Origin of the sequence: Mycobacterium sp., assembly GCF_035653355.1 — a bacterium.
Lineage (GTDB): Bacteria > Actinomycetota > Actinomycetes > Mycobacteriales > Mycobacteriaceae > Mycobacterium.
In genome coordinates this window covers 1-6,632 of sequence record NZ_DASRBZ010000307.1, presented here as the reverse complement: position 1 = coordinate 6,632, position 6,632 = coordinate 1, and the positions used below count along the sequence as shown (strand labels likewise).

At 68.9% G+C, this 6,632-nt stretch carries 7 protein-coding genes and 1 pseudogene; 5 read left to right on the top strand and 3 right to left on the bottom strand.

From position 1 onward, the window contains the following. On the top strand, window positions 1-572 hold a 572-nt coding region (locus VFA16_RS10675; protein WP_324967780.1), incomplete at its 5' end, for a thiolase family protein. On the opposite strand, the gene VFA16_RS10670 is transcribed toward VFA16_RS10675, so the two are convergent. Beyond that, window positions 569-2,221, bottom strand: a complete 1,653-nt coding sequence (locus tag VFA16_RS10670; protein ID WP_324967778.1) for a DNA repair helicase XPB — start codon at window positions 2,219-2,221, stop codon at window positions 569-571. The genes VFA16_RS10675 and VFA16_RS10670 overlap by 4 nt on opposite strands. A gap of 39 nt (window positions 2,222-2,260) precedes the next feature. Next, window positions 2,261-4,525, bottom strand: coding sequence for a helicase C-terminal domain-containing protein (locus tag VFA16_RS10665; protein ID WP_324967777.1), 2,265 nt, complete (start codon window positions 4,523-4,525; stop codon window positions 2,261-2,263). Between the two features lie 161 nt (window positions 4,526-4,686). On the opposite strand from VFA16_RS10665, the gene VFA16_RS10660 reads away from it, so the two are divergent. From VFA16_RS10660 to VFA16_RS10645, 4 genes are read left to right on the top strand one after another with little or no spacing between them, the layout of a single operon-like run. Beyond that, the gene (locus tag VFA16_RS10660) at window positions 4,687-4,887 is read left to right on the top strand and encodes a hypothetical protein (RefSeq protein WP_324967776.1); all 201 of its coding nucleotides are present in this window, start codon (window positions 4,687-4,689) and stop codon (window positions 4,885-4,887) included. 13 nt (window positions 4,888-4,900) lie between these two features. Beyond that, entirely contained in the window at window positions 4,901-5,395 is a 495-nt protein-coding gene (moaC, locus tag VFA16_RS10655) for a cyclic pyranopterin monophosphate synthase MoaC (RefSeq protein WP_324967775.1), read from the top strand. Beyond that, a complete protein-coding gene (locus tag VFA16_RS10650) occupies window positions 5,395-5,877 on the top strand; it encodes a MogA/MoaB family molybdenum cofactor biosynthesis protein (protein WP_324967774.1) in 483 nt (160 codons plus the stop codon). The genes moaC and VFA16_RS10650 overlap by 1 nt, the downstream gene beginning before the upstream one ends. A 49-nt stretch (window positions 5,878-5,926) precedes the next feature. After that, complete coding sequence (locus VFA16_RS10645; RefSeq protein ID WP_324967773.1) at window positions 5,927-6,352, top strand: molybdenum cofactor biosynthesis protein MoaE; 426 nt, start codon at window positions 5,927-5,929, stop codon at window positions 6,350-6,352. Window positions 6,353-6,354: 2 nt separating this feature from the next. Here the strand turns inward: VFA16_RS10645 and VFA16_RS10640 are convergent. Next, window positions 6,355-6,632, bottom strand: a pseudogene (locus VFA16_RS10640) (resuscitation-promoting factor RpfA); the annotation flags it as partial.

Below are 6,632 nucleotides of genomic sequence, written 5' to 3'. Positions count from 1 at the left end.
ACCCTCTGACGCAGTACATGTTCTGCGCCCCGGACGAAGGAGCGGCGGCAGTGATCATGTGCCGGGCCGACATTGCGCACCGCTTCACGTCCAAGCCGGTGTATCTGCGCGCCGCCGAGATCCGCACCCGCCGCTACGGCGCCTACGAGGTGCATGCGACGTTTGCGCCGCTTGAAGAAGACGTGTCGCCTACCGTTTACGCGTCGCGGGCCGCGTTCGAAGCGGCCGGCGTGGCGCCGGAGGATGTCGACGTCATTCAGCTGCAGGACACCGACGCCGGCGCCGAGGTCATCCATATGGCCGAGGCCGGATTTTGCGCCGACGGTGATCAGGAAAAGCTGATCGCCGACGGCGCGACGGAAATCAGCGGTCCGATGCCGGTCAACACCGACGGCGGGCTGATCGCCAACGGCGAGCCGATCGGCGCGTCCGGTCTGCGGCAAGTCCACGAGTTGGTGCGTCAGCTTCGCGGGGAGGCCGGCGAGCGTCAGGTCACCGGAACAGCTCGGGTCGGGTTCGCGCAGGTGTACGGTGCGCCGGGCACCGCCGCGGCGACGGTGCTGACGACCTAGATCGCCGGCCCCAGCAGGTCGTCGGCATCCTTGATGACGTAGCCATAGCCCTGCTCGGCCAGAAACCGCTGGCGGTGCGCGGCGTATTCGGCGTCCTGGCTGTCGCGGGCCACCACCGAGTAGAACACCGCCCCGCCGCCGTCGGCTTTGGGCCGCAGCAACCGGCCCAGCCGCTGCGCCTCCTCCTGCCGTGACCCGAAGGTGCCCGAAACCTGCACAGCGACAGAGGCTTCCGGCAGGTCGATGGAAAAGTTGGCCACCTTTGACACCACCAGGGTGTTGACGTCGCCGCGGCGGAACGCGTCGAACAACGCTTCACGCTCGGCGGTCTTGGTCGACCCTTGGATCACCGGCGCGTCGAGCAGCGTGCCCAGTTCGTCGAGCTGGTCGAGGTAGGCGCCGATCACCAGGGTCGGCTCGCCGGGGTGGCGGCTCAGAATCGACTTGACCACCGCAATTTTCGAGCGCGCGGTCGAGCACACCCGGTACCGCTCTTCGGGTTCGGCGGTGGCGTACATCATGCGCTCGTTGTCGGTCAGCGTCACCCGCACTTCGACGCACTCGGCCGGCGCGATCCAGCCCTGCGCTTCGATGTCTTTCCACGGCGCGTCGTAGCGCTTGGGCCCGATCAACGAGAACACGTCGCCTTCGCGGCCGTCCTCTCGGATCAGCGTCGCGGTCAAACCCAGTCGGCGCCGCGACTGCAGATCGGCAGTCATCCGGAACACCGGGGCCGGCAGCAGGTGAACCTCGTCATAGATGATCAGTCCCCAGTCACGGCTGTCGAACAGCTCCAGGTGGCGGTAGTCGCCTTTCTTGGTGCGACGGGTGATCATCTGGTAGGTGGAGATGGTGACGGGCCGAATCTCCTTGCGCTCGCCCGAGTATTCGCCGATCTCGTCCTCGGTCAGCGTGGTGCGCGCAACCAGCTCACGCTTCCACTGCCGCGCGGCAACGGTGTTGGTGACCAGGATCAGCGTCGTCGCACTGGCTTTCGCCATGGCCGCCGCCCCGACCAGCGTCTTGCCCGCCCCGCAGGGCAGCACCACCACCCCGGAGCCACCGGACCAGAACGAGTCCGCAGCCATCTGCTGATAGTCGCGTAGGTGCCAGCCGCTTTGCCGCAGGCTGATGGGGTGCGCCTCGCCGTCGACGTAACCAGCTAGATCCTCTGCGGGCCAACCGATCTTGAGCAGCATCTGCTTGACCCGGCCACGCTCGCTGGGATGCACGACGACGGTGTCCTCGTCGATGCGTGCGCCCAGCATTGGGGTGATCTTCTTGTTGCGCAGCACCTCTTCGAGCACCGCCCGATCGAAGCTGACCAGTGTCAGGCCGTGCGCGGGATGCTTGACCAGCTGCAGCCGCCCGTAGCGGGCCATGGTGTCGACGATGTCGACCAGCAGCGGCTGGGGCACCGCGTAGCGGGAGTAGCTGACCAGCGCGTCGACGACCTGCTCGGCGTCGTGACCGGCGGCGCGGGCGTTCCACAGCGCCAGCGGAGTGATGCGGTAGGTGTGCACGTGCTCGGGCGCGCGTTCCAGCTCGGCGAACGGCGCGATCGCCGCCCGCGCCGCCCCCGCCAGCTCATGGTCGACCTCGAGCAGCACCGTCTTGTCGGACTGCACGATCAACGGCCCGTCAGTCATGAAGTCGATTATCCGGACTCCGCTGACACCCGCCGCTTGTCATCGCTCGGCATCGTCGTCGGCGCGCACCACCGACGTGATGCGATGCACGGCGAAATCCCGCAGCCGCCCGGACGCGGAATCGAAAGCTACCAGCTGGCCGCCGTGCAAGGTGATCGGCGACACCACCCGCTGGGTGGCCACACCGGCGGCGTCGACGTAGCCGATCACCACCGTGGTGCCTTCCCGCACCGCCTCGTGCAACAGCGACATGGCCGTCGCCGCATCGACGCGGATATTCGCAAATGGTGCGGCGGCGACCTTGCGCAGCACGGAGACGATGGCGCTCACGGTTTCGCGGCTCGGGCGGGGGATCGGGCGAAGTGCGCGACGGTGTTGGGGCGTGGGTACCCGCGCGCCGCGGGCGCGGATGTCGACGATGGTGCCCGACGAGTCCTCGGCGGCCGGGGCGAAGCCCGCGCCGCGCAACACCGCGAGCACTTCGGCGATCGGCGCCTGTGACACCGCGACGGTCGGCGCCAGCGCGCGCAGCTGAAGCTGTTGGGCCCCGGGCGTGGCCACCACTTGAGCCAGCAGCGCTGGATCCTCGCAGCGCACGAACGATGCCGCCATGCCGACCCGAAGCTGCCCGTGGCGACGTGCGACATCGTCGATGAGATAGGTAAGTCCTTGCGGCACAGGCGTTTTGGAGTGCTGCACGAAAAGCGCGTGCAACGAGTCGGCAGTCTTTCCGGTATCCAGGGCATGCCGGATCGACTGCTCGCTGACGCGGTAGACCATGGCCGCGCCGGCGGACTCGACCGTGGCGACTGTGCCCAATTCCTCGGCCAGACGCCGTTCCAGCGGGCCGGGCGCCACCACGGTCAGGTCCGCCTGCACCAAAAAGTGGTCGATCGGCTCAGGAAGCGCCCGCGTCATCGCCGCGACGACGGCGTCGTCGGCCTCTTGGTCCAGCAGTGTGCGCCCCGGCGTGCTGATCGCGCCGCGGCCCACCAGGCCGAGGAAGTGTGCCTCGTCGAGCAGGTCTGCGACCTGCCCGGGTTGTAGCCGCCGGGCCCACCGGGGCCGCCGCCACACCAGCGCTGCCGAGGCGGAGGTCTCGTCGACCCCGGCACCCGGCGGCAGCTCGGCCAGCATGCCCAGCAGCAGCCGGCGGTCCAGCGGAGCTGCGGTCGAGTACACCGAATCGGACAGCGCGCCATAGGGTTTCGCGTCGGGGCCGCGGGTGCCGATCAGCGCGGGACGGGTGGGCAGCTCCAGCCAGGTGCTGGCCAGCAGATGCCAGCGCTCAGCGGTGGACGCCTCGGCGAACCGGTCGGCGGCTACCGTCGGCGCCCAATACGGTCCCTCACCGTCTTCGGGCAGCGGAGTGGGCATGCCGCTGGCGATCAGCCCGGCGGCCGCCGCCACCTCGAGGATCAGGCCCAGCCGGGCGTCGTCGATGCCGGTCACCTTCGCCAGCCGCTTGACTTCGCGGACCCCGAGTCCGCCGCTGCGAAGCTCGGGAACCGGTGCGGCGGCCAGGTTCTCGAGCAGCACGTCGAGCTCGCGCAGCAGGTCCATGACAGCTCCGGCCGCGGCGGCGTCGGCGTCGGCTTGGGTGGTGGTGGTGATCACGGGATCGGGGGCGCGCAGTTGGGTCGGTCCCGGGTCCTCGCCGCGCAGCAGGTGCCCGACCTGCCGTGGCAGGATCACGGTCTCGGCGTCGATGCGCCGCAGCAGTCCCTTGGCCAGTAGCCGCGGTACTGGACGATCCGCCGGGGCGCCGGGGGCGGCGTCGCGGGTGCGGCCCATCGGAGAGCCTTCCAGCAGCTTCTCCAGCACGATGAGCTCAGCGTCGTCGAGACCGTCGATGAGTTCGGTGAGCTGCTCCGCGGTGCGGGTTTCGTCCTCCAGGGTCACTTGGCCCGGGTACCAGGGCAGCCCGCTCCCGGCCTCGGCGGCTACCCGGATCTCCGTGTCGCCCCACACCAAGGCCCGCTCCTTGAGGTCCTCCAGCGCGGCTACCACGTCGGCTTCGGGCGCACGCTCGCCGATCAGCGCGAGCAGCTTGGCGACCGGCACAGGCTCGGCGTCGGCATGCAGGACCAGCAGCGCGTCGATCAGCGCCAGCCGCAAAAAGTCGAGCTCGTCGGTGGCGGCCTTGATCGACTGGCGGGCCTGAGCTCGCGCGGCCAGCGCGGCGATGCTGCCGGGCGGCGGTTGCGCGAGGTCTGGCCGCAGCTCCAGTAGACGGATCAGCCGCTCGTCGGGCAGGTCGGCCAGCCAGGACCCCAGGGGGATGTCCGGGGTGTGTCGCGTCATTGCTGACCAGCGTAAAGGACCTGAGAGTGTAGAGGTCACGGTCACGGGTTCGGCGGCCAGTTCAGGCACGCTCGCTAATTGCATGCATGAAGCCGCGACGCGCCCGGCTAGGAGCGAGGAGTCAAGCCGCTTGCGCCGACGAGACCTGTCAGAATGGTCCCGTGGCAGACAACGCTGAGAACAAGGCGCAGAAGAGTCGGTACGTCGACAACGGCTGGCCGACGACCAATCCTGACGACCACGCGGTCAGCGAACTGCGGACGGACCGCACGGGCGCGTTGTCCCCGTACGGCGACGTGGTGTTCCCGCTGCCTGCCGACGATCTGCCCTACGTCCATCCGGTCACAGTCGTCAATCGATAGCTGGAGACCCACGTTGTCCGGGACGGCACCAAGATCGGGCGCGGGCCGACTTTCGCACCTGGACGATCGGGGAGCGGCGCACATGGTCGACGTCACCGAAAAGGGACCGACCAAGCGCACGGCCATCGCCGCGGGCGCGCTGCGCACCTCACCCGACGTGGTGACCTTGATCTCCTCCGGCGGTCTGCCGAAGGGCGACGCGCTGGCCACCGCCCGGGAGGCGGGCATCCTGGCCGCCAAGCGCACCAGCGACCTGATTCCGCTGTGCCATCAGCTCGCGCTCACCGGTGTCGACGTCGATTTCAGCGTCGGTGAGTCGGACATCGAGATCACCGCGACGGTGCGCAGCACCGACCGCACCGGAGTCGAAATGGAGGCGCTGACCGCGGTCAGCGTTGCTGCACTCACCCTCTACGACATGATCAAAGCGGTGGACCCCGCCGCCCGTATCGACGACATCCGCGTGCTTCGCAAGGACGGCGGCCGCAGCGGCACCTGGGTGCGGTGATGGGCGCCCGATCCGCGCGAGTCATCATCGCGTCCACCCGCGCATCTGCCGGCGTGTACGACGACCGGTGCGGGCCGATGATCGCTGAATGGCTTGAACAGCAAGGATTTTCGGCCATTCAACCGCAGGTGGTTCCCGACGGCGATCCGGTGGGCCAGGCACTGCGCGACGCCGTCGCCGAGGGTGTCGACCTGATCATCACCTCTGGCGGCACCGGTATTTCGCCGAGCGACGACACCCCGGCCCAGACCGCGGCGGTGCTCGATTATGAGGTGCCTGGGCTGGCCGATGCGATCCGCCGCTCCGGCCTGCCCAAGGTGCCGACGTCGGTGCTGTCTCGCGGGTTATGCGGCGTGGCAGGCCGGACGTTGATCGTCAACCTGCCCGGCTCGCCCGGCGGGGTGCGCGACGGGTTGGGAGTGCTCGCCGATGTGCTCGACCACGCGCTGGACCAACTCGCCGGCAAAGACCATTCGCGATGACGCGCGCCGGCGACGATGCAGAGCGCAGCGATGAGGAGGAGCGGCGCCGATGACGCTCGTCCTGCGCGCAGAGCTCACCGAACAGCCGATCCTGCTAGCCGACCATGAGGAACTAGTGAGCCATCAGGCTGCGGGCGCGGTGGTCGGCTTCGTCGGCATGATCCGCGACCACGACGGCGGACGACAGGTGCTACGGCTGGAATACTCCGCGCACCCGTCGGCCAGCCAGGTGTTGTCCGACGTCCTGAGCGAGATCGCCGAGCAGTCGCACGGGGTGCGGGCGATCGCAGCCAGCCACCGGATCGGCGCGCTGCAAATCGGTGAGGCGGCGCTGGTCGCCGCGGTCGCCGCCGACCATCGCCGCGCGGCATTCGAGACCTGCGCTCACCTCGTCGACACCATCAAGGCGCGGTTACCGGTGTGGAAGCACCAGTTCTTCGCCGATGGCACCGACGAATGGGTGGGCTCAGCCTAGCTTTACTGGGTGGCCTGAGGCTGTTGTCCCAGCGCCGCTAGCGCGCCGTTACCGTTGACGCCCTGCGCCTGAATGGCCTGCCACAGATCCTTCAAAAAGCCCGAATCCATGTTCTGCGGCGCAGTCGCCGGCAGCCCACTGGTGTTGGGCATATTCGCCGGATCGAGCATCGGCGCAAGTTGCGGCGGGAGCTGCAGGTCGTGCGCCGCCGAGCCGGCAGCTGCCGGATCAATCGGCAACCCCGGTGCGGGATCGCTCGGTGCTGGGGCGGCCCAGTAGG

Excerpts from the sequence above, each read along its gene's own strand:
- VFA16_RS10670 (WP_324967778.1), bottom strand. The coding sequence starts at position 2,221 with ATGACTGACGGGCCGTTGATCGTGCAGTCCGACAAGACGGTGCTGCTC.
- VFA16_RS10665 (WP_324967777.1), bottom strand. The coding sequence starts at position 4,525 with ATGACGCGACACACCCCGGACATCCCCCTGGGGTCCTGGCTGGCCGAC.
- VFA16_RS10650 (WP_324967774.1), top strand. The coding sequence starts at position 5,395 with ATGGGCGCCCGATCCGCGCGAGTCATCATCGCGTCCACCCGCGCATCT.
- VFA16_RS10645 (WP_324967773.1), top strand. The coding sequence starts at position 5,927 with ATGACGCTCGTCCTGCGCGCAGAGCTCACCGAACAGCCGATCCTGCTA.